The organism is Pseudomonas shahriarae (assembly GCF_014268455.2).
GTDB classification, from domain to species: Bacteria; Pseudomonadota; Gammaproteobacteria; order Pseudomonadales; family Pseudomonadaceae; genus Aquipseudomonas; species Aquipseudomonas shahriarae.
On the sequence record NZ_CP077085.1, the window covers coordinates 5,793,319 to 5,819,447 of the forward strand.

General features: G+C 59.5%; 25 protein-coding genes, 1 pseudogene and 1 riboswitch. Of the genes and pseudogenes, 13 read left to right on the top strand and 13 right to left on the bottom strand.

What is annotated here, in order from left to right:
• Positions 1-138: 138 nt before the first annotated feature.
• Both HU773_RS26035 and alr read left to right on the top strand, forming a co-directional pair.
• Positions 139-804, top strand: a complete 666-nt coding sequence (locus tag HU773_RS26035) for a polysaccharide lyase family 7 protein (RefSeq protein ID WP_057440238.1) — start codon at positions 139-141, stop codon at positions 802-804.
• A gap of 131 nt (positions 805-935) precedes the next feature.
• On the top strand, positions 936-2,165 hold the full coding sequence (gene alr / locus HU773_RS26040; RefSeq protein ID WP_120734271.1) for an alanine racemase: 1,230 nt from the start codon (positions 936-938) through the stop codon (positions 2,163-2,165).
• 269 nt (positions 2,166-2,434) lie between these two features.
• Here alr and HU773_RS26045 read toward each other — a convergent pair whose 3' ends face one another.
• Positions 2,435-2,896 (bottom strand): hypothetical protein, encoded by a 462-nt coding sequence (locus HU773_RS26045; protein WP_169990365.1) that lies wholly within the window; start codon positions 2,894-2,896, stop codon positions 2,435-2,437.
• 508 nt (positions 2,897-3,404) lie between these two features.
• On the opposite strand from HU773_RS26045, the gene HU773_RS26050 reads away from it, so the two are divergent.
• Entirely contained in the window at positions 3,405-3,755 is a 351-nt protein-coding gene (locus HU773_RS26050) for a hypothetical protein (protein WP_169990364.1), read from the top strand.
• A 286-nt stretch (positions 3,756-4,041) separates the two neighbouring features.
• Here the strand turns inward: HU773_RS26050 and fba are convergent, their stop codons facing one another.
• The 6 genes from fba to tkt form a co-directional block, all read right to left on the bottom strand.
• Positions 4,042-5,106: a class II fructose-bisphosphate aldolase gene (gene fba, locus HU773_RS26055; protein ID WP_029297347.1), complete on the bottom strand. Its 1,065-nt coding sequence runs from the start codon at positions 5,104-5,106 to the stop codon at positions 4,042-4,044.
• 169 nt (positions 5,107-5,275) lie between these two features.
• Positions 5,276-5,611 (bottom strand): MliC family protein, encoded by a 336-nt coding sequence (locus HU773_RS26060; RefSeq protein ID WP_057960853.1) that lies wholly within the window; start codon positions 5,609-5,611, stop codon positions 5,276-5,278.
• 60 nt (positions 5,612-5,671) lie between these two features.
• Positions 5,672-5,896, bottom strand: a complete 225-nt coding sequence (locus HU773_RS26065; RefSeq protein ID WP_057440235.1) for a hypothetical protein — start codon at positions 5,894-5,896, stop codon at positions 5,672-5,674.
• Between the two features lie 29 nt (positions 5,897-5,925).
• A complete protein-coding gene (locus HU773_RS26070; RefSeq protein ID WP_057440234.1) occupies positions 5,926-7,089 on the bottom strand; it encodes a phosphoglycerate kinase in 1,164 nt (387 codons plus the stop codon).
• On the bottom strand, positions 7,086-8,171 hold the full coding sequence (gene epd, locus HU773_RS26075) for an erythrose-4-phosphate dehydrogenase (protein ID WP_057960854.1): 1,086 nt from the start codon (positions 8,169-8,171) through the stop codon (positions 7,086-7,088). Before epd ends, HU773_RS26070 begins: the two co-directional genes overlap by 4 nt.
• A 138-nt stretch (positions 8,172-8,309) precedes the next feature.
• Positions 8,310-10,307: a transketolase gene (gene tkt / locus HU773_RS26080; protein WP_057440233.1), complete on the bottom strand. Its 1,998-nt coding sequence runs from the start codon at positions 10,305-10,307 to the stop codon at positions 8,310-8,312.
• A 260-nt stretch (positions 10,308-10,567) separates the two neighbouring features.
• Here tkt and HU773_RS26085 point away from each other — a divergent pair, with 260 nt between their 5' ends.
• The 5 genes from HU773_RS26085 to HU773_RS26105 all read left to right on the top strand — a co-directional run bounded on the left by HU773_RS26085 (position 10,568) and on the right by HU773_RS26105 (position 15,624).
• Complete coding sequence (locus HU773_RS26085; RefSeq protein ID WP_057960855.1) at positions 10,568-11,563, top strand: ArsR/SmtB family transcription factor; 996 nt, start codon at positions 10,568-10,570, stop codon at positions 11,561-11,563.
• Between the two features lie 19 nt (positions 11,564-11,582).
• Positions 11,583-12,773 (top strand): methionine adenosyltransferase, encoded by a 1,191-nt coding sequence (metK, locus tag HU773_RS26090; RefSeq protein WP_057960856.1) that lies wholly within the window; start codon positions 11,583-11,585, stop codon positions 12,771-12,773.
• Between the two features lie 249 nt (positions 12,774-13,022).
• Entirely contained in the window at positions 13,023-13,370 is a 348-nt protein-coding gene (locus HU773_RS26095; protein WP_057440231.1) for a DUF1090 family protein, read from the top strand.
• Positions 13,371-13,468: 98 nt separating this feature from the next.
• A complete protein-coding gene (ligB, locus tag HU773_RS26100) occupies positions 13,469-15,148 on the top strand; it encodes an NAD-dependent DNA ligase LigB (RefSeq protein ID WP_437181150.1) in 1,680 nt (559 codons plus the stop codon).
• 80 nt (positions 15,149-15,228) lie between these two features.
• Entirely contained in the window at positions 15,229-15,624 is a 396-nt protein-coding gene (locus tag HU773_RS26105; RefSeq protein ID WP_057440229.1) for a DUF1090 domain-containing protein, read from the top strand.
• 19 nt (positions 15,625-15,643) lie between these two features.
• Here the strand turns inward: HU773_RS26105 and HU773_RS26110 are convergent, their stop codons facing one another.
• A complete protein-coding gene (locus tag HU773_RS26110; RefSeq protein ID WP_057440228.1) occupies positions 15,644-16,093 on the bottom strand; it encodes a c-type cytochrome in 450 nt (149 codons plus the stop codon).
• A 127-nt stretch (positions 16,094-16,220) separates the two neighbouring features.
• Here HU773_RS26110 and mltA point away from each other — a divergent pair, with 127 nt between their 5' ends.
• Positions 16,221-17,402, top strand: coding sequence for a murein transglycosylase A (gene mltA / locus HU773_RS26115; RefSeq protein ID WP_186624960.1), 1,182 nt, complete (start codon positions 16,221-16,223; stop codon positions 17,400-17,402).
• A gap of 78 nt (positions 17,403-17,480) precedes the next feature.
• On the opposite strand, the gene HU773_RS26120 is transcribed toward mltA, so the two are convergent.
• Together HU773_RS26120 and HU773_RS26125 are read right to left on the bottom strand one after the other, a co-directional pair.
• Positions 17,481-17,867 (bottom strand): MAPEG family protein, encoded by a 387-nt coding sequence (locus HU773_RS26120; protein ID WP_057960859.1) that lies wholly within the window; start codon positions 17,865-17,867, stop codon positions 17,481-17,483.
• 31 nt (positions 17,868-17,898) lie between these two features.
• Entirely contained in the window at positions 17,899-18,732 is an 834-nt protein-coding gene (locus tag HU773_RS26125; protein WP_057440225.1) for an EamA family transporter, read from the bottom strand.
• 107 nt (positions 18,733-18,839) lie between these two features.
• Here HU773_RS26125 and HU773_RS26130 point away from each other — a divergent pair.
• Positions 18,840-18,977, top strand: a pseudogene (locus HU773_RS26130) (cation:proton antiporter); the annotation flags it as partial.
• A 1-nt stretch (position 18,978) separates the two neighbouring features.
• Here the strand turns inward: HU773_RS26130 and HU773_RS26135 are convergent.
• The 3 genes from HU773_RS26135 to HU773_RS26145 all read right to left on the bottom strand — a co-directional run bounded on the left by HU773_RS26135 (position 18,979) and on the right by HU773_RS26145 (position 22,372).
• Positions 18,979-19,866: a formate/nitrite transporter family protein gene (locus HU773_RS26135; protein ID WP_057440222.1), complete on the bottom strand. Its 888-nt coding sequence runs from the start codon at positions 19,864-19,866 to the stop codon at positions 18,979-18,981.
• Between the two features lie 71 nt (positions 19,867-19,937).
• Positions 19,938-21,869: a patatin-like phospholipase family protein gene (locus HU773_RS26140; RefSeq protein WP_120734274.1), complete on the bottom strand. Its 1,932-nt coding sequence runs from the start codon at positions 21,867-21,869 to the stop codon at positions 19,938-19,940.
• A gap of 98 nt (positions 21,870-21,967) precedes the next feature.
• Positions 21,968-22,372, bottom strand: coding sequence for an acyl-CoA thioesterase (locus tag HU773_RS26145; protein WP_057440220.1), 405 nt, complete (start codon positions 22,370-22,372; stop codon positions 21,968-21,970).
• A gap of 198 nt (positions 22,373-22,570) precedes the next feature.
• Positions 22,571-22,678: riboswitch (S-adenosyl-L-homocysteine riboswitch) on the top strand.
• 21 nt (positions 22,679-22,699) lie between these two features.
• On the opposite strand from HU773_RS26145, the gene ahcY reads away from it, so the two are divergent.
• From ahcY to HU773_RS26160, 3 genes are all read left to right on the top strand, one after another.
• Positions 22,700-24,109: an adenosylhomocysteinase gene (ahcY, locus tag HU773_RS26150; RefSeq protein ID WP_038444076.1), complete on the top strand. Its 1,410-nt coding sequence runs from the start codon at positions 22,700-22,702 to the stop codon at positions 24,107-24,109.
• Positions 24,110-24,284: 175 nt separating this feature from the next.
• Positions 24,285-25,130, top strand: a complete 846-nt coding sequence (gene metF / locus HU773_RS26155) for a methylenetetrahydrofolate reductase [NAD(P)H] (protein ID WP_057440341.1) — start codon at positions 24,285-24,287, stop codon at positions 25,128-25,130.
• A gap of 129 nt (positions 25,131-25,259) precedes the next feature.
• Entirely contained in the window at positions 25,260-26,063 is an 804-nt protein-coding gene (locus HU773_RS26160; RefSeq protein WP_057960862.1) for a substrate-binding periplasmic protein, read from the top strand.
• Positions 26,064-26,129 lie beyond the last annotated feature (66 nt).

Sequence of the window (26,129 nt, forward strand, 5' to 3'; positions counted from 1 at the left end):
TGGCTTTTTGACAGACCACTGGCGCCAATAAACCGCCATAAAATCATTAACAAACCGTTACCAGCCGCTTATAAAGAACGCGCCAGCCCTTGGGCCAAAGCCTTTTGACCCTTCTTTCGTACAGCAAAGGCGCACTCAATGATTGATCTGTCCACCTGGAACCTGAGCATCCCTGTTGGCACCCCGCCAGCCACCATCGACACCCCCAAACTGCTCAGTGGTTTCAATGGCAAATACTTCCAGGCCGAAGGCAGCAGCGTGCAATTCTGGTCCCCCGTCACCGGTACCCGTACCGAAAACGCCATCTACCCGCGCAGCGAACTGCGGGAAACCTATGCCGACGGCCGGCTGCGCAACTGGACCTACCCAGAGGCCGACAACTACCTGCGCGCCACCCTGGCCATCAACCAGGTGCCCTCCTCGGGCAAGATCGTGATCGGTCAGATTCACGCCTATGACAGCCAGAAACCGCTGGTCAAAGTCGAATATCAATACAAGGAAAAAACCCAGACCGGCAACATCGTCGCCAAGGTGCGCATGCGCCCCGATGACAGCAAAGGCCGGGTGATTATCGTGGCCGAGAATGTGCCCCTGCAGCGCAACTTCACCTACGTCATCCACCTGAACAAAGCCGGCCTGCTGAGCATCGAGGCCGCCAACGGCCAATGGAACGAACGCCTCGGTGCCGCCTGGGGCAAGAAGCCGTTGTACTTCAAGGCCGGCGTATATGTGCAAGACAACAGTGGCGACAGCAAGGAAGGCGGCAAGGTGACATTTGCCAAGCTGGATATTGATCACAACTGACAGTCTGATCATTCTCACGACGCTTTAGGACAGAACCGCGACCCAGGGTCTCGACTTTTTTGTAGGACAATTCGAGTATGGCGCCGCGCATGCGCAATGCTTACCTATAAGAAAGTCATGGAGACTCATCAATGCCCTTCACTCGCACCCTACTCGCCCTGTCCATGGGTATGGTTCTGCTGCAAAACCCGGCCTTCGCTGCCCCGCCCTTATCGATGACCGACGGGGTGGCCCAGGTCAGTATCCAGGACAGCAACGCCTGGGTTGAGATCAGCAAAGCCGCGTTTGAACACAACATCCGTACCCTGCAAACCAGCCTCGCCGACAAGTCGAAAATCTGCGCCGTGCTCAAGGCCGACGCCTACGGTCACGGCATTGGCCTGCTGATGCCATCGGTGATCAAGCTCGGTGTGCCTTGCGTGGGCGTGGCCAGCAATGAAGAAGCCCGCGTCGTGCGCGAAAGCGGCTTCAAGGGTCAACTGATCCGCGTGCGTACTGCCGCCCTGAGCGAACTGGAAGCGGCGCTGCCGTACAACGTCGAAGAACTGGTGGGCAACCTCGACTTCGCCGTGCGCGCCAGCCTGATCGCCGAACATCATGGCCGCCCGCTGGTAGTACACCTGGGCCTGAACTCCAGTGGCATGAGCCGCAATGGCGTAGAAATGACCACAGCCCAGGGCCGCCGCGACGCCGTAGCCATCACCAAGGTGCCGAACCTGGAAGTGAAGGCGATCATGACCCACTTCGCCGTCGAAGACGCCGCCGACGTACGCACCGGTCTCAAGGCCTTCAACGAGCAGGCCAATTGGCTGATCGACGTCGCCCAACTGGACCGCAGTAAAATCACCCTGCACGCGGCCAACTCCTTCGCCACCCTGGAAGTGCCCGAGTCCCGCCTGGACATGGTGCGCCCCGGCGGCCTGCTGTTTGGCGACACCGTGCCGTCGTTTACCGAATACAAGCGGGTGATGCAGTTCAAATCCCACGTGGCCTCGGTCAACAGCTACCCGAAAGGCAACACCGTCGGCTACGACCGCACCTACACCCTGAAGCGCGATTCAAAACTGGCCAACATCACCGTGGGCTATTCCGACGGCTATCGCCGGGCGTTCACCAATAAAGGCATCGTGCTGATCAACGGGCATCGGGTGCCGGTGGTGGGCAAGGTGTCGATGAACACGCTGATGGTGGATGTGACGGATGTGCCAACCGTGAAGAGCGGAGATGAGGTGGTGCTGTTTGGCAAGCAGGGGAATGTCCAGACCACCCAGGCGGAGGTAGAGGATATCAATGGGGCGTTGTTGGCTGACCTTTATACGGTGTGGGGGAATTCAAACCCCAAAATACTGGTCGATAAATAAGCCGAACACCATCCAAATGTGGGAGCGGGCTTGCCCGCGATGAGGGCGTATCAGTCATCCATTTATCGACTGATACACCGCTATCGCGGGCAAGCTAGCTCCCACATTGGTTTGTGAGTGCCTGCAAATTCCGAGTACAAAAACCCGAACCTCAAGAGATAAAGAGGCCAGATCTATTTAAAAGTAAAATCGTTCCTCCCCCTTTACAGTCCAACTTTTTATAAGAGCGCGAAGCTCCCATCACCACTAGGCGATGCCGCTGCGAAAAATCAATTTTTTCGCAGCCAACCAAATTTCAACTCTTTTTCATAGGCCTTCCTCACATTATTCTCAAATTCAGCCAAGGAATAAGCAGCACCACTTCCCCGCTTATAAGTACCGGCTCTTAATTGCGACAAGACCCCAGATGCTAACTCTTCATAGCTAACCGAGCCTTTAAAACCTGGGAACTCGTCTCCACCGCGATGCCCGATTATATAGGTGATTCTTTGATCGTCTGTGGGGGACTCTTCGAAGTAGTAGTGACGACTATCAAATTCAGCCTGCTCCTCGTCATACTGCTGAAGCAGCTTTGTTTCCTCAGGGGTTAAAGGTTTATTCGACATACCACCTTCAAACGGCGGATATTTTTCCCACACCGTGCCTTTAATCGATTCCAGATGCTTCCGGCGTTCCAAAGCATTTTTAGTTTCAGCACTTACAACGGGTGGATTTACAAAATCATACTCCATGACTTAAAACCTCGCCAAACAAGTTAATAAAATAAATACATTCTATGGCTCGCCCTAAATCGCTAAAAACCACACAATAAAAAATAAACCAACAACCATTAAATTCAACCTGTCAAATCCTGCAAAACCTAGAACTTTCCGTCATTAAACACACAAAGGATATTTCATCCAAATCTTAAAACAGTCTATTTGCACACACCTAACTCAACGCACAAACTTTCAAATGAAAAGTCTTCACCCATAAAAAACCTTATCGCTGCAGGTTTCCCTAAGCGCTCGGAGGGTGGAGAGGGAGAGATATTAGCAACAAATTTATTTTGCAGTTAAATAGCCCCCCTTTTACAGTCAGCCTTCGTTAAGTACATTAAAAATTTCACTTATAACACCTATCGCAAAACTTCATTAAACACTGTCATTTCTGACAGCAACTCCAAAAAAATACATATTTAAAATTGGTCATACCCTAGGCCTAAGCAAGGCCATCCATCTATATAGGTTGAGGTACATCATGAACAAGGAAGGCTCTCTCACTGCTCGTATGTACACTTCCGGATACCCCCTCACTTGTAGGCTGGGTTTCCAAAAAATTGAAAACGGCACATATGAAAGCGGTGATCACGCCAAATACGCCGACGGAATACCATTCCCAGTGCTTAACTATGTAAAAACAAACCACCTGTGTGCGAGCACAGGCGAACATAGCATCGCAGTAGTATTTAACTTTGAACATGTGGGCAATGGGGAGTACATAACCACCAGCGCAGACGGTAATTTTTTCCCTGGCCACTATTTGGGAATCACCAGCCACGGACACGTAAACGCTTATAAATCAAGAGAAAAAAGAACAATTTTCTTTTAAGAAAAACGGAAAGTACCTAACACTTAGCGACATTACAGGTAATGTAGTTTCTGACTTGGAAATGATCTGCAAAGATGGCGAGATAGAACTGTACAATAAAATCGTACTCGAACCAAGCGCAGGCAGACAATGGTCCGCTTTTGTTCGAACAGTGAGCGGTAGCGTCGGGCTTGTGGGAAAAAATATTACATTACGAATCGAAGAGCGCAACGTCTAATAGTTAAAGAAAAGATAGAAAAACCCGCCTCTTGGCGGGTTTCTCATCAACGCGACTAAACGCTAAGGCTTAGTTGACCTTAGCGTTCAACTCACCTTTCAAATACCGCTGATACATCGCTTCCAACGACACAGGCTTGATCTTCGAAGCATTACCGGCCGTGCCGAACGCTTCGTAACGCGCAATACATACATCACGCATCGCAGTCACAGTGGCGCCGAAGAACTTACGCGGGTCAAACTCGCTCGGGTTGGTGGCCATCAGGCGACGCATCGCACCGGTGGAAGCCAGGCGCAGGTCGGTGTCGATGTTGACCTTGCGCACGCCGTGCTTAATGCCTTCGACGATTTCTTCAACCGGTACGCCGTAGGTTTCTTTGATGTCGCCGCCGTACTGGTTGATGATCGCCAGCCATTCTTGCGGTACCGAGGAAGAACCGTGCATCACCAGGTGGGTGTTGGGGATGCGCTTGTGGATTTCCTTGATGCGGTCGATGGCCAGCACGTCGCCGGTAGGCGGCTTAGTGAACTTGTACGCGCCGTGGCTGGTGCCGATGGCGATGGCCAGGGCGTCGACCTGGGTGCGCTTGACGAAGTCAGCGGCCTCTTCCGGGTCGGTCAGCATCTGGCTGTGATCCAGCACGCCTTCGGCGCCGATCCCGTCTTCTTCGCCGGCCATGCCGGTTTCCAGGGAGCCCAGGCAGCCCAGCTCGCCCTCTACCGAAACGCCGCAGGCATGAGCCAGGGCCACGGTTTGTTGGGTGACGCGCACGTTGTAGTCGTAGTCGGTCGGGGTCTTGCCGTCTTCGCCGAGGGAGCCGTCCATCATCACCGAGCTGAAGCCCAGTTGGATGGAGCGCTGGCATACGTCAGGGCTGGTGCCGTGGTCCTGGTGCATGCACACCGGGATGTGTGGGAATTCTTCGATTGCCGCGAGGATCAGGTGACGCAGGAACGGTGCGCCGGCGTATTTGCGGGCACCGGCCGAAGCCTGGACGATCACTGGGGAGTCGGTCTTGTCAGCGGCTTCCATGATGGCGCGCATCTGCTCAAGGTTGTTGACGTTAAAGGCTGGGACGCCGTAGCCGAACTCGGCTGCGTGATCCAGCATTTGACGCATGCTGATAAGTGCCATTGTGTCTCTCTCCCGGTCGAGGGTCGTTAATCGTGCAAGCCTGCCGTAGCGGCGGCTGCTATTCAAGTTATTGCAGATCAAGGGGTTGAGCCTTGGCCTGCTGAATCGTTATTGCAGGGTGCGGTTCGCAATCTTTGTCGAATTGGAACCGGATCCCATGTGCTCTGTATTACTGGGCCTTGCAGCCCCGGCCGATCAAATCATCGGTGGCAACCCAATAAACCAGGCCTTCCTCACCTTTTGTGTGAAACGCCAGTTGCTCATTGCTGTACAGCGCGCCGGAAGCGGCCACATCTTCCTTGAGGCGATACACCAGGTCGGAGCCGCCGAGGCGCACATCCACCTGCTTGTGGTCGGTATCGACAAACCGCCAGTTCACCTGGGCCTGGCTGTCGCATACCCAGGTGGTCCATGGTTCTTGCTGCGCTGGTGCCTTGTTGAACATGTTCAGGTTGGCACAACCGGCCAATAGAGCCAGTGCTGCCAGGGCGATAACGCCTTTCATTGCCAATCCTCGAACGGCGGCCCGAGGCCGCCACTGCTGTCGGTTAGTGAATCAGACCCATCAAGGGCAACCCTGTTCCTTACCTTTGGGCGGGGAATCGTATTTCTCCAGACCGTCGGGCCCTATGCGCTTGCTGATCACCGGCATGGTTTCAGCCTGCCAGTCGGCCTGGTAGCAGCCCTTGTGCGGTGCAGCCCCTGGGGCGTCGTCTGCCGGCGCCTTGGGCGCGCTGCCGCAGCCAGCCAACAGGCCTGCTGCAATCACCAGCGCGAATGGCTTGATCATGGGAATGCTCCTTTTCCAGGCTGCGGGACTCAGCCCTTGGCTCGACTTTCCAGCACTTCAACGGCTGGCAGGACCTTGCCTTCGACAAACTCAAGGAACGCGCCACCACCGGTAGAAATGTAGGAGATCTGCTCAGCAACGCCATACTTGTCGATGGCCGCCAGGGTGTCGCCACCGCCGGCAATGGAGAATGCCGAGCTTTCAGCAATCGCCTTGGCCAGCACTTTGGTGCCGTTGCCGAACTGGTCGAACTCGAACACACCGACCGGGCCGTTCCACAGGATAGTCCGGGAGGCTTTCAGCAGCTCGGCGAAGTTGGCCGCCGTTTGCGGGCCGATATCCAGGATCATGTCGTCAGCCGCCACATCTGCGATCAGCTTGACGGTCGCTTCGGCGCTTTCGGCAAATTCCTTGGCAACCACCACGTCCACCGGCAGCGGCACGCTGACCTTGGCCGCGATGGCACGGGCGGTGTCCAACAGGTCCGGCTCGTACAGCGACTTGCCTACCGGATGGCCAGCAGCGGCCAGGAAGGTATTGGCAATGCCGCCGCCCACGATCAGTTGGTTGCAGATCTGGCTCAGGCTGTTGAGCACGTCCAGCTTGGTCGACACCTTGGAACCGGCCACGATGGCAGCCATTGGCTGGGCTGGTGCGCCCAGGGCCTTGCCCAGTGCATCCAGCTCGGCAGCCAGCAACGGGCCAGCAGCGGCCACCTTGGCGAACTTGGCCACGCCATGGGTCGAACCCTCGGCGCGGTGCGCGGTGCCGAAGGCGTCCATCACAAACACGTCGCACAGCGCAGCATATTGCTGGGCCAGTTCGTCGCTGTTCTTCTTCTCGCCTTTGTTGAAGCGCACGTTTTCGAACAGCACGATGTCGCCGGCCTTGACGTCAACACCGCCCAGGTAGTCAGCCACCAGCGGCACTTCGCGGCCCAGGGCCTTGCTCAGGTAATCGGCTACAGGCTTGAGGCTGTTTTCGGCGGAGAACTCACCTTCGGTCGGACGACCCAGGTGGGAGCAGACCATCACGGCCGCGCCTTTTTCCAGGGCCAGCTTGATGGTCGGCAGCGAAGCCAGGATTCGCGCATCGCTGGTGACTACACCGTCCTTGACTGGGACGTTGAGGTCTTCGCGAATCAGTACGCGCTTACCTTGCAGATCGAGGTCGGTCATCTTCAACACGGTCATGGTCGCAGTTCCTGAATTACTTGATTTTGAAGGGCTAATTTTGAAGAAGCGATGTGCAGATAATGTTCCGCAACATCCAGCATGCGGTTGGCAAAGCCCCATTCGTTATCGAACCAGGCCAGGATATTCACCAGCCTGGGGCCGGAAACGCGGGTCTGGCTGGCATCGACGATGGCCGAATGCGGGTCGTGGTTGAAATCACAACTGGCGTGCGGCAACTCGGTGTACGCCAGCAGGCCTTTGAGCGGGCCGCTGGTGGCAGCCTCGCGCAGGATCCGGTTGACCTCGCTGGCGTCGGTGTCGCTGACAGTCTGCATGGTGATATCCAGGCACGACACGTTCACCGTCGGCACGCGCACTGCTTTGGCCTGGATTCGCCCGGCAAGTTCCGGCAGCAGGCGTTCAATACCACGAGCCAGGCCGGTGGACACCGGAATCACCGACTGGAACGCCGAACGGGTACGGCGCAGGTCTTCATGGTGATAGGCGTCAATCACCGGCTGGTCGTTCATCGCCGAGTGAATAGTGGTAATCGACACATACTCCAGGCCAATCGCCTGGTCCAGCAGGCGCAACAACGGCACACCGCAGTTGGTGGTGCAGGAGGCGTTGGACACCAGCAACTCGTCACCGGTCAGGCAGTCCTGGTTGACCCCATAGACGATGGTGGCGTCGACATCCGCCTCGCTGGCCATCGGCTGGGAAAACAACACGCGCGGCGCGCCGGCGTCGAGGAACCGCTGGCCATCGGCCCGGGTGTGGTAGGCCCCGGAGCATTCCAGCACCAGGTCGACGCCCAGCGCCGCCCAGTCGATGCCCTCGGGCGTGGCACTGCGCAAAACCTTCACGCAGTTGCCATTGATATGCAGACAATCGCCGTCGATCCGCACTTCGCCGGGGAACCGGCCGTGGGTGGAGTCGAAGCGCGTCAGGTATTCGATGCTGGCCATGTCGGCCAGATCGTTGATGGCGACAATTTCAAACCCGGCCGCCGCCCCTCGCTCGAACAGCGCACGCAAGACGCAACGACCAATCCGGCCGTAGCCGTTGAGTGCAACTTTGTAGGGACGGGGTTGAGGCATGGGGTTCTCGATCAATGTTCGTTCAGTGTTGAATGTTCCATCGCTATCGCGGGCAAGCCCGCTCCCACATTAGACCGAGATCCAAATGTGGGAGCGGGCTTGCCCGCGATGGCGCCAGTACAGACAACGCAGACTGACTTAGTCTTCCAGCAGCTCTTCAGCCTGACCCAGGATGTTTTCCAGGGTGAAACCGAACTCTTCGAACAACGCTGGCGCCGGCGCCGACTCACCGTAGGTGGTCATGCCGATCACGCGGCCTTCCAGGCCCACGTACTTGTACCAGTAGTCGGCGTGCGCCGCTTCGATGGCAATACGCGCGCTGACCTGCAACGGCAGGACCGATTGCTTGTAGTCGGCGTCCTGGGCTTCGAACACGCTGGTGCACGGCATGGACACAACGCGCACGTTGCGGCCTTGGGCGGTCAGCTTGTCGTAGGCCTGAACGGTCAGGCCCACTTCGGAACCGGTGGAGATCAGGATCAGCTCCGGCTCGCCAATGCAGTCCTTGAGCACGTAGCCACCACGGCTGATGTCGGCGATCTGCGCGTCAGTACGCACCTGGTGTTGCAGGTTCTGACGGGAGAAGATCAGCGCCGAAGGGCCATCCTTGCGCTCGATCGCGTGCTTCCAGGCCACCGCGGATTCCACCGCGTCGGCTGGGCGCCAGCAATCCAGGTTCGGCGTGGTGCGCAGGCTGGTCAGTTGCTCGACCGGCTGGTGCGTCGGGCCGTCTTCGCCGAGACCGATGGAGTCGTGGGTGTACACATGGATCACACGCTTTTTCATCAGCGCGGCCATGCGTACGGCATTGCGCGCGTATTCCATGAACATCAGGAAGGTCGCGCCGTAAGGCACCAGGCCGCCGTGCAGGGCAACGCCGTTCATGATGGCGCTCATGCCGAACTCGCGCACGCCGTAGTACATGTAGTTGCCGCTGGCGTCTTCAGCCGAGACACCTTTGCAGCCTTTCCACAGGGTCAGGTTGGAACCGGCCAGGTCAGCCGAACCGCCGAGGAACTCAGGCAGCAACGGGCCAAAGGCGTTCAGGGTGTTCTGGCTGGCTTTACGGCTGGCGATGGTCTCGCCCTTGGCCGCGACTTCGGCGATGTAGGCCGAGGCTTTTTCCGAGAAATCAGCAGGCAGGTCACCGGCCAGGCGGCGTACCAGTTCGTTGGCCAGCTCCGGGAACTCTGCGGAGTAGGCCGCAAAACGCTGGTCCCACTCGGCTTCTGCGGCGCGACCGGCTTCCTTGGCGTCCCACTCGGCGTAGATATCAGCCGGGATTTCGAACGGGCCATGGTTCCACTTCAGCGCTTCACGGGTCAGGGCGATTTCCGCGTCACCCAATGGGGCGCCGTGGCAGTCTTCCTTGCCTTGCTTGTTCGGCGAACCGAAGCCAATGGTGGTCTTGCAGCAGATCAGGGTCGGCTGTTCGCTTTTGCGCGCGGTTTCGATGGCGGTCTTGATCTCTTCCGGATCATGGCCGTCAACATTGCGGATCACCTGCCAGTTGTAGGCTTCGAAACGCTTTGGCGTGTCGTCGGTGAACCAGCCTTCGACTTCGCCGTCGATGGAGATGCCGTTGTCATCGTAGAAAGCAATCAGCTTGCCCAGGCCCAGGGTGCCGGCCAGGGAGCTGACTTCATGGGAAATGCCTTCCATCATGCAGCCATCACCCAGGAACACATAGGTGTGGTGGTCGACAACATTGTGGCCTGGACGGTTGAACTGCGCCGCCAGGACTTTTTCTGCCAGGGCGAAGCCCACGGCGTTGGCCAGGCCTTGGCCCAGGGGACCGGTGGTGGTCTCGACGCCTGGGGTGTAGCCGAATTCCGGGTGGCCCGGGGTGCGGCTGTGCAGTTGGCGGAACTGCTTGAGGTCGTCGATGGACAGGTCATAGCCGGTCAGGTGCAGCAACGAATAGATCAACATCGAGCCATGGCCGTTGGACAGCACGAAGCGGTCGCGATCGGCGAACGACGGGTTGCTCGGGTTGTGTTTCAGGTAGTCACGCCAAAGTACCTCGGCGATATCCGCCATGCCCATTGGGGCACCGGGATGGCCGCTGTTGGCTTTTTGCACGGCATCCATGCTGAGGGCACGAATGGCGTTGGCACGCTCACGACGGCTGGGCATCGCTGATCTCCTGGAGGTTGAATAAAAGAAACGGAAAAAAGGACCGGCATTTTCCCTCAGCCAAGGCCTCAGGGGCAATGACAGATACCGACTTATGTAGGTTTTTCCTGTGGTTTGGACTGCATTGGCGGCAAGAACACTTCCCGCCGTTCGTCTAAAGGTTATAGCGCCTGCTTATAACCACCGATTATCGACCAATATCAAAACTTTTTGATATTGGCCTTGCGGGGATTTGACCTCATCACTAGACTGCTGGCCTTATGAACTTACCTGCGCCTTCCATTCGCCCCGACGATTGCGATGAGCTGGCGGCCCTGTGCAAGGCCGGCGGTGATCCGCTGCGCCTGAATGTACTGCGCGCCCTGGCCAACGACTCGTTTGGTGTGCTGGAACTGGCGCGGATCTTTGCCATTGGCCAGTCCGGCATGAGCCACCACTTGAAAGTGCTGGCCCAGGCCGACCTGGTGGCCACCCGCCGTGAAGGCAATGCGATTTTTTACCGTCGCGCCCTGCCCCACACCGATTTGCTGGGTGGCAAGCTGCACGCTGCATTGCTCGAAGAAGTGGACAACCTGGCCCTGCCGGCTGACGTGCAGTCGCGGATCGCCCAGGTCCACGGGCAACGCGCTGCGGCCAGCCAGGACTTTTTCTCCCGGGTGGCAGACAAGTTCCGCGCCCAGCAGGACCTGATTGCCGGGCTGCCTCAATACCGCGAAAGCGTATTGGCGCTGCTCGACAAGCTGGGCTTCAACCCAGGTGCCACGGCGCTGGAAGTCGGCCCGGGCGACGGCGGGTTCCTGCCGGACCTGGCACGACGCTTCCACCAGGTGACGGCGCTGGACAACAGCCCGGCCATGCTGGAACTGGCGCGCCAGCTGTGCGAGCGCGAGCAATTGGGCAACGTCCGCCTGCAACTGGCCGATGCCTTGAATGAGGTCGGGCTGCAAGCCGATTGCGTGGTGTTGAACATGGTCCTTCACCATTTTGCCGCGCCGGCCGATGCTCTCAGGCAGATGGCCGGTTTGCTGCAACCGGGTGGCAGCCTGCTAGTAACTGATTTATGCAGCCACAACCAGAGTTGGGCCAGGGAGGCCTGCGGTGATCTATGGTTGGGGTTTGAACAGGACGATCTGGCCCGTTGGGCCACCGCTGCGGGACTCGTTCCCGGGGAAAGCCTGTATGTAGGCTTACGTAATGGTTTCCAGATTCAGGTCCGCCACTTTCAGCGGCCAACTGGCGACACTCACCATCGGTAAATATCAGGAAAACATCGAGATGAGCGAATATTCCCTTTTCACCTCCGAGTCCGTGTCTGAAGGGCATCCGGACAAAATCGCCGACCAGATTTCTGATGCGGTGCTGGACGCCATCATTGCTGAAGACAAGTTCGCCCGCGTGGCGTGCGAGACGCTGGTGAAAACGGGCGTGGCGATCATCGCCGGTGAAGTCACCACGTCGGCCTGGGTCGACCTGGAGCAGATCGTCCGTGACGTGATCACCGACATCGGCTACACCAGCTCTGACGTCGGCTTCGACGGCGCGACCTGCGGCGTGATGAACATCATCGGCAAGCAGTCGCCCGACATCAACCAGGGTGTCGACCGCGCCAAGCCAGAAGACCAGGGCGCCGGCGACCAGGGCCTGATGTTCGGCTACGCCAGCAACGAAACCGACGTGCTGATGCCTGCACCGATCACCTTCTCGCACCAGTTGGTCAAGCGCCAGGCCGAGGCCCGTAAATCCGGGCTGCTGCCTTGGTTGCGCCCGGACGCCAAGTCCCAGGTGACCTGCCGTTACGAAGGCGGCAAAGTGGTGGGCATCGACGCGGTGGTGTTGTCGACCCAGCACAATCCGGAAGTCTCCTACAAAGACCTGCGCGAAGGTGTGATGGAGCTGATCGTCAAGCACGTGCTGCCTGCCGAACTGCTGAGCAAGGACACCCAGTTCCACATCAACCCGACCGGCCAGTTCATCATCGGCGGCCCGGTGGGCGACTGCGGCCTGACCGGGCGCAAGATCATCGTCGACAGCTACGGCGGCATGGCCCGTCACGGCGGTGGCGCGTTCTCCGGCAAGGATCCCTCCAAGGTTGACCGCTCGGCAGCCTATGCCGGTCGTTACGTGGCCAAGAACATCGTCGCCGCTGGCCTGGCCGAGCGTTGCGAGATTCAGGTGTCCTACGCCATTGGTGTGGCCCAGCCTACGTCGATCTCGCTGAACACCTTCGGCACCGGCAAGATCAGCGATGACAAGATCGTCAAGCTGGTGCGTGAGATCTTCGACCTGCGTCCGTACGCAATCACCACCATGCTCGACCTGCTGCACCCGATGTATCAGGAAACCGCGGCCTACGGCCACTTCGGTCGTACCCCTGAACAGAAGACCGTCGGCGACGACACCTTCACCACGTTCACCTGGGAAAAAACCGACCGCGCCGACGACCTGCGCACCGCTGCCGGTCTGTAATCGCAGCACGTAGCACCCAAAGCCCCACCGGGTTTTCCCGGTGGGGCTTTTTGTTGCGCTTTTTTGCGGGCGGGGGTTAGCGCGACGGCGAACCTGGCAAATAGTTCACATTTATTGGATCCAAACCTTGCAGGCTAAATGATGGCCCACTAGAATTCGCGCCCTCCCGAGCCCTTAACCACATTGGATACTGCACTGCGCCTGCTCGGGACAGCCAAGTGCGCAGGCAATCGAACATTGAGGTTTTTCATGCGTATTTCCACCTTCGCTCCTGCCGCCGTACTGCTCAGCCTGTTCGCCCTGCCAGTGCAAGCCGCTGACCTGAGCGGCCTGACTGGCGCCCTGACTTCCCAACTGGGCGGCGCTACCGGCAACTGCGAAAAACAGAGCCAGGAGCTGCAAGCCAAAGTCGACGCCGCCAAAGCCAATGGCGAAGACCTGAAAGTGAAGGCCATGCAGGCAGCACTGGACCAGGTAAACAAAGGTTGCAAAAAAGTCGGCGAGTCCCAAGGCAAGCTCGACGAAACCGCGCAAAAGCAGCAGGCCAAGGCTGACAGCAACGACACCGTGAAAGCCCTGGGCGGTCTGTTCAAGTAAGCAGAAACACCCGGTAAAAAGCCTCGCGCCTGCGGGGCTTTTTTATGGGCGTTTGCTTGCTTTAGGCTGGGCGCCCCTTCAGAGCAAGGATGCTCATGATGACACCACGCCTGCTGACCTACCTGCTATTGATGCTCTTCCCTATCGTCGCTTGGGCGCAGGGCTGCCCGGACTGGCAAGCCGACAAGGCCCGGGACGAAATCACCGCCCTGCAACGACAAATCGACCTCTGGGACGACAGCTACCACCGACTCGGCCAATCCCTGGTCAGCGACGAGCTCTATGACCAGGCCCGCATGCGCCTGGAGCAATGGCGGACTTGCTTTGCACAGGCGCCGTCACCTGCGCAAAATCCCCTGGCCAGCTCGCGGGGCACTGTCGCCCATCCCGTCCCGCACACGGGCCTTGAAAAGTTGGTCAACGACCGCGCCGTGGCAGACTGGATCGGCACACGCAGCGACCTGTGGATACAACCCAAGGTCGATGGGGTGGCCGTGAGCCTAGTCTATCGTGGGGGTCGCCTGGCCCAGGTGATCAGCCGCGGCGACGGCCTGTTCGGCCATGACTGGACGGACTCGGCCCGCAAGATCCCCGGCCTTGTGCAACAACTGCCCGAGGCCATCGACCTGCTCTTGCAGGGTGAGCTGTACTGGCGCCTGGACGCCCATATACAAGGGGAGACGGGCGGCATGAATGCCCGCAGCAAAATCTCCGGGCTGATGAACCGCCAACACCTCAATGACGCCGACGCCGCCGGCATCGGCCTGTTTGTCTGGGCCTGGCCGCAAGGGCCGGCGGACCTCAAGCAGCAGTTGGACACCCTTGCACACTGGGGTTTTACCGACAGCCGTCGCTACAGCCAGCCCATCGACACCTTCGAGCAGGCCCGTCACTGGCGAGCGTTCTGGCATGGGCACCCTTTGCCCTTCGCCACTGATGGCGTGGTGCTGCATCAAAGCCAGCGCGCCCCGGCCGAACGCTGGCAGGCCAGTACGCCTTACTGGGCTGTTGCCTGGAAATACCCGTTCATCACAGCCCTGGCCCATGTGCGCCAGGTGCAGTTCAAGATCGGCCGCACCGGCCGTATCACCCCGGTCCTGGAACTGCACCCGGTAATGCTCGACGATCGCCAGATCAAGCGCGTCAGCATCGGCTCGTTGAAACGCTGGCAACAGCTCGATATCCGGCCCGGCGACCAAGTGTCCATCAGCCTTGCCGGCCAAGTGATTCCCAGGCTCGACCAGGTCATCCTGCGCAGCTATCCACGGGTCGATGTCGCGGCCCCGGTGGCGGGCGACTTCCATCACCTGAGCTGCTTGCGTCTGGCCCCGGCCTGCGAGGAGCAACTGCTGGCCCGACTGACCTGGCTCAGTGGCAAGCAGGGGCTGGATCTGCCACACATTGGCCGCGAGACCTGGAACTCCTTGATCCAGGCCGGTCAAATCAGCGGTTTGGTGGATTGGTTGAACCTTGATGAGACAGAGCTTGCTACCATTGACGGATTCGGCGACCGCAGCACGACGCGCCTGCTTGCGAGCCTGCAGACCGCACGTCAGCGACCGTTCGCTCAATGGCTGATGGCGCTGGGGGTTCCACCGACCGCCCGCAATAACCTGGTGGGTGGCTGGCATGCCCTGGCCGCCCGCGACACGCAAGCCTGGCAGGCCGAGGCAGGAATCGGCCCGGGACGCGCGGCGCAGTTGAGCGCCTTTTTTCGCGACCCTCAGGTGGTGGCCATGAGCGAAACACTACGGGCTGCCGGGATCGACGGCTTTTAGGCCCGGCCCGCTACATTCATCGGTACCGGCAGAAATCATCCTGCCCACCTGACAACGATCTTGTTTATTTTGGAGTTCTTATGAAGTTTCTTGCACCGCTTGCCCTGTTGACCGTCACCAGTTTTCTGACCACTCCCTTGCTGGCTGCCGAGACAGCCCCGCAACTGACCGGTTGCGCTGCCAAGCGCCAGGCCATCAGCCTGCAGATCGAACAAGCCAAGGCCCATGGCAACAGTGAGCAACAAGCCGGTCTGGAAAAAGCCTTGAGCGAAGTCACCGCCCACTGCACCGACGCCTCCCTGAAAAAGGAACGCGAGAACAAGGTGCTGGATGCCAAGCACGAAGTCAGCCGTCGTCAGGCTGACCTCGACAAGGCCATGAAAAAAGGCGACTCCGAGAAGATCAACAAGCGTAAGGACAAGCTCGCCGAGTCGCGCAAAGAGCTACAGCAAGCCCTCGACGACCTGGACAAGTAAGACGCATCCGACCGATGCCTCAATGGTCGCGAAACTGCTTATGACAGGCGCTGCACGCATCTTCGACTTTCTGCACGGCCGGCTTCAGGTCACTGGCTTTGTACGGCTGCACCTGGCTGGCGATCACCAACTCACCGGTGGCCGCCTCAAGGTTGCGCGCCAGTTCCTGGAACTGGGCCTGTTTCTGCCATACATCGTCCTTGGCACTGGTGTGATCTTCTTCGCGCACCGTTGGAAAGTGCTTCCACGGCTCATGGGACAGGGTGTCGAGCTTGACCGCACCCTCGGCAAATTTCGCCCCGTCGAACGGAATACGGCCGCGCAGCATCCCGCCCAGGTCTTCGCCGGTCTTGAGCATCTGCTTGAAGATGGCCTTGCGCTGGCCCAATGGCGAGTTCGGATCCACGCCGCCGCAGGCGGTCAGCGTCAAAGCGGCCAGCAATACAACAGTCAGTTTTTTAAAAGTCATGGTGGCTCAGGGTCACGGGAAACGGCGGCCAGTATCCCCGCCCCGCCCGGAAAGACCAATAGCCCTATTAATAATATGGACGCTTGTGCCGTAATCGGTACCGGCTACCGCCTTGGGAATTACTTGCATGAATAACCTGTTGAACCCCTGGAGCCGCCGACTGGCATGGGCTCTGCCGATGATCGCGCTGCTCGCCGGATGCGACGGCGGCAACGCCCCGACCCCCAAGCCCGAGCCGGAAAAACCCCACGCCGTGGCGACCTATGTCAGCGCCACCTGGGAAGCCCTGCCGGAAGTTTCGGACGCTGACCTGCAAGCCGGCTTCGAATCCTGGCGCAGTGCCTGCCAACGCCTGAAGAACGATCCGGTGTGGGGCACCACCTGCGCTGCCGCGGCCAATGTGCCGGGCAATGCCGGTGATATCCGGGGTTTCCTCAAGCAACAGCTGGAGGTGTATGGCTTGCGCTCGGCAGACAACACGCCCAATGGCCTGATCACCGGCTACTACGAACCGGTCTACCCCGGCAGCCTTACCGAAACCAAGACCGCCCATGTTCCTGTGTACGGGGTGCCAGACGACCTGATCATCGTCAACCTGGAAAGCATCTACCCGGAGCTCAAGGGCAAACGCCTGCGTGGGCGCCTGGAAGGGCGGGTACTCAAGCCCTATGACGATGCCGGCACCCTCAACCAGCAAGGCTCCAGCGCCAAGCCCATCGCCTGGCTGACCCACCCGATGGACCTGCAATTCCTGCAAATCCAGGGTTCGGGCCGCATCCAGTTGGCGAACGGTCGTCAACTGCGCGTGGGCTATGCCGACCAGAACGGTTTCCCCTACCGCCCTATCGGCCGCTGGCTGGTGGAGCAAGGCGAGTTGAAGAAAGAAGAAGTGAGCATGGGCGCCATCAGTGCCTGGGCCAAGGCCCATCCCGAGCGGATCCCGGAGTTACTGGCGAGCAACCCCAGCTACGTGTTCTTCAGCACCCGGCCCGACAGCAATGAAGGCCCGCGCGGCTCGCTGAACGTACCACTGACCGCAGGCTACAGCGTGGCCGTGGACCGCAAGGTGATCCCACTGGGCAGCCTGCTGTGGTTGTCCACCACCCGCCCCGATGGCGCACCGATCGTACGGCCGGTAGCGGCCCAGGATACGGGGGGCGCGATTGTCGGTGAGGTGCGTGCCGACCTGTTCTGGGGCACGGGTGATGCAGCGGGCGAGCTGGCCGGGAACATGAAGCAGCAAGGCCAGATCTGGATGCTGTGGCCCAAGGGTGCGGCGCTGCCTCAAGTGCCGGACGCGCCTTTGTAGGAACCGGTTTACCGGCGATGGCGGTTTCAAATCCGCCATCGCTGGCATGCCAGCTCCCACAAGGGTTGGCTGCGTGCCTTAGATCGAAACGAAGAAGAAGCTCGCAATCAACGCCATGCCCACAAACCACACCAGCGAACGCAAGATCGCCCAGTCCGCCAGGTAGCAGATGATGTACAGCAGGCGGCTGGTGATAAACAGCACCGCCAGTACGTTGATGGTCACCAGTTCCGCGTTGCCCGCAAGGTGGGCAATGATCACCGCTGCGGCAAACGCCGGGGTCACTTCAAAGCTGTTGAGCTGTGCGCTATGGGCGCGTTTGGCAAAGCCTTCGAGGGTTTCCAGGAAGGCCCGGGGGTCATGGTTCTGCCGGGGCCCGAATTTGCCACCACTGAACTTGGCCACGCCAGTACACAGGTAAGGCAGAAAAATTGCGATCAACACACACCAGAAAGCAACAGTCATCACTCATTCCTTTTTTAGTTTTATCCGCTGGTTAGAGTTTCATCACGAGCATGCCGATCAGTACCAACCCACAGGCTAAGAGCCGGGAGCGGCCGAAAGGTTCTTTCAGGTAACGCATACCGAACAACACCACCAGGATCACGCTGACTTCTCGCAGCGCGGCGGCCTCGGCAATCGAGCCCAACTGCATGGCCCAAAGCACCAGAGCGTAGCTCAACAACACGCACAACCCCACGCTCAGCCCCAACCGCCATTGCGTGCGCCAAAACAGGCTGAACGCCGCGCGCTTGCGCACCATGGCCAGCAGGGGAAAGGGCCAGGCACTGAGCAGGGTCAGCCATACCAGGTAGTCCAACGGGTGCGACCAGCGCCGCAGCGCCTGGCCATCAAGGAAGGTGTAGCAGCCGATGCACAGGCCGATCAGCGCCACCACCGGCAACATCGACCAGGGCAGCCGCTCCCCGCCACCGCCCTGCCACAGCAGGCACAGCATGCCGAACGGGATCAGCAGGATGCCGACAATCTGCTGGGTACTGAGCACTTCCCCGGCAAACACCAGGGTCAACGCCAGCACCACCAGCGGTGATAAGCCGCGCATCAGCGGATACACCAGCCCCAGGTCGCCAACGCGGTAGGCCTGGATCAGCAGGTAGCGATAGAGCAACTCGAACAAGGCCGATGCGATGATCCACGGCCAGATTTCCAGGGGCGGCAACGACACAAATCCGACTGCCAGTAGAACAAACAACAGGGCCACGCTGTCCATGCAGGCGATCACCAACAGGCGCTCGCCGCTGAACTTGATCAAGGTGTTCCACGTCGCATGCAACAGCGCCGCTACCAGCACCAAGGCTGTCGCAACCACAGGGAGCCCCTTGTCAGAATGGTCAGAGTTGATTCTTCATGTTTCAGCACCTGTTTATACTAAAAACCACCCCGCTGCACCCCGCCCTCTATCCCATGGCCCCCCGGATGCTTGAACTTGTTGCAGCCTTCATTTGCCTCACCACCCTGCTCACCTATGTGAATTTCCGCTTTATCGGCCTGCCACCCACCATCGGTGTAATGGTAACGGCGCTGCCGTTTTCCCTGTTATTCCAAGGCCTGAACATCACTGATCCTTGTCAATCGACTGCGGATGCCTCGGGTCCGCAGCCTGCTTGCCCGGCAGGCTGCCTTCGCTGCGAATCTGCGCATGGCTGATCAGCGCGAAGATAAAACTGCCGCCGATGATATTGCCCGCCAGGGTCGGCCCGGCAAATACCAGCCAGAAGTCCTTCCACGGTAGCTCGCCGGCAAATACCAGATAGGACACCTCCGCCGAACCGACGACAATGTGGGTGAAATCACCCAGGGCCATCAGGTAGGTGATCAGGATAATGATCCACATCTTGGCGCTTTCCATGGACGGAATCATCCACACCATGGTGGCGATCATCCAGCCGGAGACGATGCCTTTGGCAAACATCTGGCCCGTGTCGTTCTCCATGACCTTGCGCCCGATGTCGAGGAAGGCCAGGTCGGTCTTGGTGTCGAAAATCGGCAGGTGCAGCATCACGTAGGCCACCAGCAAGGTGCCGCAAAGGTTGCCCACCAGTACCACCGTCCACAACCGCAGCAGGCGCCCGGCATTGCCCAGGGTCGGCTTGCTCATCACCGGGAGCACGGCGGTCAGGGTGTTTTCGGTGAACAGTTGCTGGCGCGCAAGGATCACCGCGAGAAAACCTGCGCAGTAGCCAAAGCTGGCAATCACCTTGAAGCCTTCACCGCCTGGCAGGCGTGAGTTGAGCAGCCCCATGGCCATTAATGACAGGCCCATGGTCAGGCCGGCGGCCAGCGCCGACCACCACAGCGCCGCGACGCTGCGCTCCAGTTCCTGGTCGCCCTGGGTGCGAATGATTTCATGCAGCACCGCTGCCCTGGGCGGTTGGTTCTTGTCCACATCCTGCTGCTCTTCCTGCGACAGGTTGGGAGTTTTGCCGTCTTTTTGGGTGGCCATGATGTTCCAGTGTCCAAGGGGTGCCTGTAGCTACGACACGCTGGCGCAGTGGCTGTTCAGTGGCCGGAGAACTAAAGCGGGATGCGCCAGGCCTTGGCCATTTCCACGGTGGTCGAGCTCAGTGGCTTGGACCAGGGTTTATTACGCGCACCATAGTGTTCAATGATGTCGTCGAGCACCCGATTGAACTCGGCCGGCGTCGTGGCCGTGGCCAGGTCGCGCGCGGCCCGCTGCAGAAGCTCGACGTTGGCGGCCGTCTGGCCTGCACGGTAGAGGGAGGGGTAGATGACTTCGCGGGTGAAGTTGTCGGCTTTTACGGCAATATCCCGTCGCTGCATTTGAGCCACGGCACTGGTCATGACCTTGGAGGTTGGCGTGGAAGCCCCCTGATTGTGCTTGGCAACCACCTGCAACAGTTGCTGGAAGTTATGCTGCCCAGGGGCGTTAAGCCGCCGCCCCAACCACTCGATATGCTGGGGCCGGGTAACCAGTGCATCCAGGTTACGCAGCGCAGAGAGCAACCCAGGCGTGAAGACCAAAGTATTGCCTGCCTTGTTGGCCTCGGTAATCGCTGCGTCCAGGGCTTGCAATGCCTGCTGTGCCTGCTTGCGAAAACGCAGCACATTCGCCGCGGCGGGATCCTTCTGGAGTGCCACTTGCACGCTGGCAAGCATTGCATCGTCCATCGCCAGCACCGCGTCGTCCAATGACTCGAACAAGTGCCGCTCACGCACCTTGCTGCGCTGCTCCTGGTGCTGCGTCACCGCTTGCCGGGCCTGGGCCTGCAAATGCTTTTTCTGCTCGGCGGTCATGGTGAAATTGACCGTGCCACTGAGCAGGCCACTAAAGTCACCTTTGGCGGATTTGAGCGGCAGCACCACGGTTTGCTCGTTAAATTCCTTGAGGCGTTGCTGTTGATAGGCGCCTGCAGCCGTATGGGCAGTGCCTGTCAGTTTGTCCGCAACAGCGCTTATGACGCTGCCGCTCTTTTTCTGCGATGCAGGAGCCTGGGACTCGAATTTGACGATCAACGACTCCGGCTGGCTCAGCGGGCTCTCGGGAAACGAGCGCTCGATCACCCCGGGTGCCGGGGTGTTGAGCACCAAGCCACCGTCCTGGAAAAAAGTGGTTTCACCCACCGCCTGAAACCCATGGCCTTGCTCGGCAGGGCTTTTGAACAGTCCCGGTAGGGAGCCCGAGATATGCGCGGCGCGGGCAATGTCCATATCCGGGGTCAGGCTGGCGTTGAACACCACCAACTGCGGGCGACCATCGAACATGCCGGTCCCCGTGATGTTCAGTAGTTTGATCGCCGGGATATGCCTGCTCAGCACGTCAAGATCAGCAAAGGTCGGTGCCCCTCCGGCGCTCAGCCTGTCGGCGATTTTCATCACTTCGTCGGGGCGGGCTGCCCTGGGCATGGCGGCAATATGGGCCAGGATCGACTTGCGTGACTCGTTACGGATCAGGTCTTCGAGCGAGTGCGCCTGGGTTTGCAGGCGCGGCATCATGGTCAGCAGCAATTGGGAAATGTTGCCCGCCGGGCCTGGCAGGCGCCCGGCAAGTTTGCCGAGGCTCGCCCCGGCATTTTGCAGCCAGGCCGTCACAGGGTTGGGGCTGTTGAGCAGGCTGGGCAGATCAATGCTGTTTGAGAGCGTGCCGAAGGCCTTGGCTCCCATGCCACTGGCCAGCAGCGCTGCAGAAATCGCACCGGCAGATGAACCAGAAATGGCAGAGATGCCTGGCAGTGTTCCGGTTTCTTCAAGGGCCTGGACCATCCCGGGGAAGGCGATGCCCTTGGCACCACCGCCGCTGAGTACCAGATGGCTGACCGCAGGGGGTGACAGCACCACCTCCACCTGCCCCTTACTGTCTCGAAACAGGCTCAGCTTTCGCGGGCCGACGCCCTCGACCAAGGGTGTCTTGGTGCCTTGGGCGGGGGGTGGCGGGGGTTGCCGCGATGACGGCTGAGTCTTGGCAGCCGGGTTGGCGGTCACTTTCATTGCGGGCTCTCTCTACAGGATGTGGTCCTGAGTGCAGAGAAAGCCTGGAAGCGATCCACCCGGACAGATTTGGTAAATCAAATCAGGCCGGGCCGGGGTTACTCAGTGAGGTTGTCATCCTGGAACTGGTCTTTCACGTACTTGATCTCGGTACGCCCGTGGGGTGCCGGCAGACCGTCTTCGCCGAGGTTGACGAAGACCATTTTCTCCACGGTGAGGATGCTTTTGCGCGTGATCTTGTTGCGCACTTCACAGGTCAGGGTGATGGAGGTGCGGCCAAACTCGGTGGCGGTGATGCCCAGCTCGATGATGTCGCCCTGGCGCGAGGCGCTGACAAAATTGATCTCGGAGATGTACTTGGTCACCACGCGCTGGTTGCCCAGTTGAACGATGGCGTAGATCGCCGCTTCTTCGTCGATCCAGCGCAACAGGCTGCCACCGAACAGGGTGCCGTTGGGGTTGAGGTCTTCGGGTTTTACCCATTTGCGGGTGTGGAAGTTCATGTTCACTCCAAAGCGTCTTGCCGAATGATGGGCGACATCATGGCAGAGCGTCGGCCCAAGCTCTATGAGCCATTGCCTATCAGCACCATGAACGATCTTCATGCCCCCGACAGAAAGGCTTGGGAAGTCAGGCGCAGGCAGCTATAATCGCCACCGCTTCAAAACGGTCATCTGTGATTGATACCGTTCTCCCGCCACCTGTCCGAGGGGCGCTGCAGCAGGCCCTGGCCTGTCAGGCTCGGATGGGGCGTTGCCCGGCCGGGTTGTCCTGGCTGGATACTAAACGCACAACGGCGCCCATTCGCACACTACGAATGGAGGCTCTTCATGAGCGCTGTAATCACGCCTGCAGGTTTTACCGACTACAAAGTCGCCGACATGTCCCTCGCTGCCTGGGGCCGTCGCGAAACCTTTATCGCCGAATCCGAAATGCCAGCCCTGATGGGTCTGCGCCGCAAGTACGCCGCTGAACAGCCGCTCAAGGGCGCGAAGATTCTCGGCTGCATCCACATGACCATCCAGACTGCCGTGCTGATCGAAACCCTGGTTGCCCTGGGTGCCGAAGTGCGCTGGTCGTCCTGCAACATCTTCTCGACTCAGGACCAGGCCGCTGCCGCCATCGCAGCCGCTGGCATCCCTGTCTTCGCCTGGAAAGGCGAGACCGAAGAAGAGTACGAGTGGTGCCTGGAGCAAACCATCCTGAAAGATGGCGCGCCTTGGGATGCCAACATGATCCTCGACGACGGCGGCGACCTGACCGAGCTGCTGCACAAGAAGTACCCGGCCATCCTGGACCGCGTCCATGGCGTGACCGAAGAAACCACCACCGGCGTACACCGCCTGCTGGACATGCTGGCCAAGGGCGAGCTGAAAATCCCGGCCATCAACGTCAACGACTCGGTGACCAAGAGCAAGAATGACAACAAGTACGGCTGCCGTCACAGCCTCAACGATGCGATCAAGCGCGGCACCGACCACCTGCTGTCGGGCAAGCAAGCCCTGGTGATCGGCTACGGCGACGTGGGCAAGGGTTCGTCCCAGTCCCTGCGTCAGGAAGGCATGATCGTCAAGGTCTCCGAAGTTGACCCGATCTGCGCCATGCAAGCCTGCATGGACGGTTTCGAAGTGGTCTCGCCGTTCATCGACGGCCAGAACGACGGCACCGAAGCGAGCATCGACAAAGCCCTGCTGGGCAAGATCGACCTGATCGTGACCACCACCGGTAACGTCAATGTGTGCGATGCCAACATGCTCAAGGCCCTGAAAAAGCGCGCCGTGGTGTGCAACATCGGGCACTTCGACAACGAGATCGACACCGCTTTCATGCGCAAGAACTGGGCATGGGAAGAAGTCAAACCTCAGGTGCACAAGGTTCACCGTACCGGCGCTGGCGATTTCGACCCACAGAACGATGACTACCTGATCCTGCTGGCCGAAGGCCGCCTGGTAAACCTGGGTAACGCCACTGGCCACCCAAGCCGCATCATGGATGGCTCGTTCGCCAACCAGGTACTGGCGCAGATCTTCCTGTTCGGCCAGAAATACGCCGACCTGTCGCCCGCCCAGAAAGCCGAGCGCCTGACCGTGGAAGTACTGCCGAAGAAACTCGACGAAGAAGTGGCCCTGGAAATGGTCCGCGGCTTCGGCGGCGTCGTGACGCAACTGACCAAGACCCAGGCCGACTACATCGGCGTGACGGTTGAAGGTCCGTTCAAGCCGCACGCCTACCGCTACTGATCGGCCTGTTGCCTGCTCTCCATGTGGAGGGCAGGCTTCTGTGGGAGCGGGCTTGCTCGCGAAAGCGATGTTTCAGTATCAGGTATGTTGACTGAAACTCCGCTTTCGCGAGCAAGCCCGCTCCCACATTGACGGTGTATGTCTTCCGGTTTTTTGAGTTTCCAAGGGTATGACCATGTCCCAAGACCGTCGCTACAGCTTCGAGTTCTTCCCGACCAAGACCGATGCTGGGCATGAAAAATTGATGGCGACTGCCAAGCAGTTGGCCAGCTACAACCCCGACTTCTTCTCCTGCACCTACGGCGCAGGCGGCTCGACCCGTGATCGCACGATCAACACCGTGCTGCAACTGGAAAGCGAAGCCAAAGTGCCCGCCGCACCGCACCTGTCGTGCGTAGGCGACAGCAAGGCCGACCTGCGCAGCCTGCTGACCCAGTACAAGGCCGCCGGCATCAAGCGTATCGTCGCCCTGCGCGGTGACCTGCCATCCGGCATGGGCATGGCCAGCGGCGAGTTGCGCTACGCCAATGATCTGGTGAGCTTCATTCGTGAAGAGACTGGCGACCACTTCCATATCGAAGTGGCCGCCTACCCGGAAATGCACCCTCAGGCGCGCAATTTCGAAGACGATCTGCGCAACTTCGTGCGCAAGGCCGAAGCCGGCGCCAACAGTGCGATCACCCAGTACTTTTTCAACGCCGACAGCTACTTCTACTTCGTCGAGCGCGTGCAGGCCCTGGGTGTGAATATCCCAATCGTGCCGGGCATCATGCCGATCACCAACTACAGCAAGCTGGCGCGCTTCTCTGACGCCTGCGGTGCAGAAATCCCACGCTGGGTACGCAAGCAGCTGGAAGCCTATGGCGATGACGTCAAAAGCATCCAGGCCTTTGGCGAGCAAGTCATCAGTGAAATGTGCGAAACCTTGCTGCAAGGTGGCGCGCCGGGCCTGCACTTCTACACCCTGAACCAGGCTGACCCGAGCCTGGCGATCTGGAACAACCTCAAGCTGCCACGCTGAGGCTACCCCTTTGTACCGCCAGCCGGGATTCCTTCCCGGCCCGGCGGCACAATAAAAGTTCAGGTTTGCGACCTGAAGATCCCCGATCCAGAGCTTCTCTTTAACCTGCGACAGTCGTAACCTCAGGGTATGCCCGTCATTTTCCAGCTGTTGACCGCTGTCCTTTTCACTTGCCTGAGCCTGACCGCCCACGGCGAGAAATTGCGCATTGTCACCGAACCCTGGGCCCCTTACGTCTACGAAGAAAACGGCCAGATGCGCGGGCTCGACTACGAGGCCACCGTCATCGTGTTCGAGCGCCTGGGGATCGAGGTGCAATGGCAGTTCCTGCCCTGGAAACGTTGCCTGGCCATGCTCGACCAGGGCCTGGCCGATGGCGCGCTGGATATTTTCCACAGCCACGAACGCGACGCGGCGCTGCTTTATCCCAGCGAACCGCTGTCCCAGGTTGAGTTTGTGATGTTCTACGCCAACGAGCGCCCACATCCGTTCCAGACCCTGGATGACCTCAAAGGGCTGACCATCGGCACCTCCCCCGGCTACCTGTATAGCGCCGGGTTCAGCGAATCCACCCTGTTTACCCGCGAGCCGGCCCCCAGCCATGAGGCCAACTTCGGTAAACTGGCCCGTGGCCGGATTGATCTGGTGATCACCGACCGCCGGGTTGGCCAGCATGTGCTCAAGGAGTTAGGCCTGGAACACCACGTTACCCAGGCGTCGCCGGTGATCAGCAGCCAGAAACAATTCCTCGCCGTACGCCGTGGCGCGGGCATGGACTTGCTGGTGCAGCGCTTTGGTGCCGAGCTCAAGCGCTTCAAGCAAGAGCCCGCCTATGCCGCCCTGAGTGCAAAATATGCCGGCAACAGTGCCAAAACTGCCCCCTCGCCGCCGCTGGAGCAAACCGTTGAGCAGCAGGAAAGCGGCGCGCGGTGATTGCTCTGTTATACTCCGGCCTTTCCGCCAGGCTTACGCCCGGCCGTTGTGGTCGTATAACAGGCA

What these genes read in the sequence shown, in the direction of transcription:
- HU773_RS26035 (WP_057440238.1), top strand. Translation starts at nt 139, where the DNA reads ATGATTGATCTGTCCACCTGGAACCTGAGCATCCCTGTTGGCACCCCG.
- alr (WP_120734271.1), top strand. Translation starts at nt 936, where the DNA reads ATGCCCTTCACTCGCACCCTACTCGCCCTGTCCATGGGTATGGTTCTG.
- HU773_RS26045 (WP_169990365.1), bottom strand. Translation starts at nt 2,896, where the DNA reads ATGGAGTATGATTTTGTAAATCCACCCGTTGTAAGTGCTGAAACTAAA.
- HU773_RS26050 (WP_169990364.1), top strand. Translation starts at nt 3,405, where the DNA reads ATGAACAAGGAAGGCTCTCTCACTGCTCGTATGTACACTTCCGGATAC.
- fba (WP_029297347.1), bottom strand. Translation starts at nt 5,106, where the DNA reads ATGGCACTTATCAGCATGCGTCAAATGCTGGATCACGCAGCCGAGTTC.
- HU773_RS26060 (WP_057960853.1), bottom strand. Translation starts at nt 5,611, where the DNA reads ATGAAAGGCGTTATCGCCCTGGCAGCACTGGCTCTATTGGCCGGTTGT.
- HU773_RS26065 (WP_057440235.1), bottom strand. Translation starts at nt 5,896, where the DNA reads ATGATCAAGCCATTCGCGCTGGTGATTGCAGCAGGCCTGTTGGCTGGC.
- HU773_RS26070 (WP_057440234.1), bottom strand. Translation starts at nt 7,089, where the DNA reads ATGACCGTGTTGAAGATGACCGACCTCGATCTGCAAGGTAAGCGCGTA.
- epd (WP_057960854.1), bottom strand. Translation starts at nt 8,171, where the DNA reads ATGCCTCAACCCCGTCCCTACAAAGTTGCACTCAACGGCTACGGCCGG.
- tkt (WP_057440233.1), bottom strand. Translation starts at nt 10,307, where the DNA reads ATGCCCAGCCGTCGTGAGCGTGCCAACGCCATTCGTGCCCTCAGCATG.
- HU773_RS26085 (WP_057960855.1), top strand. Translation starts at nt 10,568, where the DNA reads ATGAACTTACCTGCGCCTTCCATTCGCCCCGACGATTGCGATGAGCTG.
- metK (WP_057960856.1), top strand. Translation starts at nt 11,583, where the DNA reads ATGAGCGAATATTCCCTTTTCACCTCCGAGTCCGTGTCTGAAGGGCAT.
- HU773_RS26095 (WP_057440231.1), top strand. Translation starts at nt 13,023, where the DNA reads ATGCGTATTTCCACCTTCGCTCCTGCCGCCGTACTGCTCAGCCTGTTC.
- ligB (WP_437181150.1), top strand. Translation starts at nt 13,469, where the DNA reads ATGACACCACGCCTGCTGACCTACCTGCTATTGATGCTCTTCCCTATC.
- HU773_RS26105 (WP_057440229.1), top strand. Translation starts at nt 15,229, where the DNA reads ATGAAGTTTCTTGCACCGCTTGCCCTGTTGACCGTCACCAGTTTTCTG.
- HU773_RS26110 (WP_057440228.1), bottom strand. Translation starts at nt 16,093, where the DNA reads ATGACTTTTAAAAAACTGACTGTTGTATTGCTGGCCGCTTTGACGCTG.
- mltA (WP_186624960.1), top strand. Translation starts at nt 16,221, where the DNA reads ATGAATAACCTGTTGAACCCCTGGAGCCGCCGACTGGCATGGGCTCTG.
- HU773_RS26120 (WP_057960859.1), bottom strand. Translation starts at nt 17,867, where the DNA reads ATGACTGTTGCTTTCTGGTGTGTGTTGATCGCAATTTTTCTGCCTTAC.
- HU773_RS26135 (WP_057440222.1), bottom strand. Translation starts at nt 19,866, where the DNA reads ATGGCCACCCAAAAAGACGGCAAAACTCCCAACCTGTCGCAGGAAGAG.
- HU773_RS26140 (WP_120734274.1), bottom strand. Translation starts at nt 21,869, where the DNA reads ATGAAAGTGACCGCCAACCCGGCTGCCAAGACTCAGCCGTCATCGCGG.
- HU773_RS26145 (WP_057440220.1), bottom strand. Translation starts at nt 22,372, where the DNA reads ATGAACTTCCACACCCGCAAATGGGTAAAACCCGAAGACCTCAACCCC.
- ahcY (WP_038444076.1), top strand. Translation starts at nt 22,700, where the DNA reads ATGAGCGCTGTAATCACGCCTGCAGGTTTTACCGACTACAAAGTCGCC.
- metF (WP_057440341.1), top strand. Translation starts at nt 24,285, where the DNA reads ATGTCCCAAGACCGTCGCTACAGCTTCGAGTTCTTCCCGACCAAGACC.
- HU773_RS26160 (WP_057960862.1), top strand. Translation starts at nt 25,260, where the DNA reads ATGCCCGTCATTTTCCAGCTGTTGACCGCTGTCCTTTTCACTTGCCTG.